Annotated in this window: 3 protein-coding genes; all 3 read right to left on the reverse strand. The window is 43.0% G+C overall.

The annotated features are described in order from the left end of the window. Positions 1 to 168 (reverse strand): GPW/gp25 family protein (locus ACFIKN_RS05875; RefSeq protein WP_375658061.1); only part of this gene is annotated, 168 nt, incomplete at its 3' end. Continuing rightward, complete coding sequence (locus ACFIKN_RS05880) at positions 165 to 854, reverse strand: phage baseplate assembly protein V (RefSeq protein ID WP_375658059.1); 690 nt, start codon at positions 852 to 854, stop codon at positions 165 to 167. The genes ACFIKN_RS05880 and ACFIKN_RS05875, both read right to left, overlap by 4 nt. Next, the coding region (locus tag ACFIKN_RS05885; protein WP_375658060.1) for a hypothetical protein at positions 835 to 1,336 on the reverse strand (502 nt) is incomplete at its 5' end. The genes ACFIKN_RS05880 and ACFIKN_RS05885, both read right to left, overlap by 20 nt.

The following is a 1,336-nucleotide window of genomic DNA, read 5'->3' on the forward strand; positions in this document are numbered from 1 at the left end:
AAAAGCATTATTAACCGGTGCATCAATGAGTTCAGCAACACGTGAACCATAATCACGCCGCATTACACGCGAACCAATCCGTGTTGACAAAATATCAAGGATTGATTGGCGTAAATGATCAATGCCGGTTAATGGCTTTCCTGTTGTGCGGTCCATTCCACTGTTCAATTGGGACCTCCAGTCATCGCGCCACCAGAATAAACACCGCCATGAACATGGCTGTTTCCAATATTGGTGCCGTTATGCTTTAGTCCACTTGAATGAATGGAAACATTATTCCCAGAATGAAGAGAGAGACTATCATTCGAATTCAGTGAAATGCCACCACCTGCCTTCAAAGAGATGTTGCCTTTTGCGTTTAAATTTATATCGCTTTCTGAAACAATCTTTATGCCTTCCGGTGCGGTAAGCTCTAGCTTGCCCCCATCACCTTTTAGTGACACACCATCAGCGATTGTCAGGATAAATTTTCCGCCGGATTTGATGTGAATTCCATAAGTATTTTGTTCATCATCATATTCAAGGCTGGTGCCATCAGGGTATATCGTTCGGTGAATGCTGCCCTTATCGGCTGCTTGATTAGCATCTGTATGAATGGAACCCACAATCACCCCTTGTGATAAATCTCCGGATGACGAAACAACAATCACTTGCTCTCCGATATCACGCCCTTCATAAGAGCGTGTTTTACCGGCGCGGGCTTGTGTGTCTGGAATCCAGTCACTGACAAGATTGCCACTTTTTACCCGATAGCGTGCGTTTTTATGGTCGACATGGCTAATTTTTCCCACCACAACCATATTTGCCACACGTCTCTTTAGATCTGTGATTTCTTTATCGCGCCGCTCTAACATGAGTAACCTCGATTTTATGGTATTTATCTTTATTTCTCACGCCTGTTTCTGGTTCAAAGCTTAAGAAAGGTTCAACGATTCTTGCTGTTACACTGCCGTCTTCTTCATCCATGTTGGGGATATTTGTCACATAAATGACTTCAAAGGTTAGAATTGCACCATGGAGTGCTAAGGCGCCATTATCGCCAAAGGCAAAAGCAATATTTTGCAGGCGGCATGTCTCAACGGTATTGTTAAGATTGGGATTGGCATAGAAAATCTCTTCAATTTCCCATGCTAATTGGTCAACAAAGCGTGCACCATCTTCACATGTTGCATAGCATTCAACATCTACTGTTAAAACACGCCGCCTTACTCCATAATCATAGCCATCTTCAATCGTTTCACTTTGTGTTGAGATATTAATTGCAGGCGTGTTCTCAACGGAAAAGTTGAAATCACGCATATTGAAAACATTGTCACCAGCTGCCGTCTTTGCTGCT

It is taken from the genome of Bartonella sp. CL436QHHD, assembly GCF_042195105.1.
Classification (GTDB): Bacteria; Pseudomonadota; Alphaproteobacteria; order Rhizobiales; family Rhizobiaceae; genus Bartonella.

Excerpts from the sequence above, each read along its gene's own strand:
- ACFIKN_RS05880 (WP_375658059.1), bottom strand. The coding sequence starts at position 854 with ATGTTAGAGCGGCGCGATAAAGAAATCACAGATCTAAAGAGACGTGTG.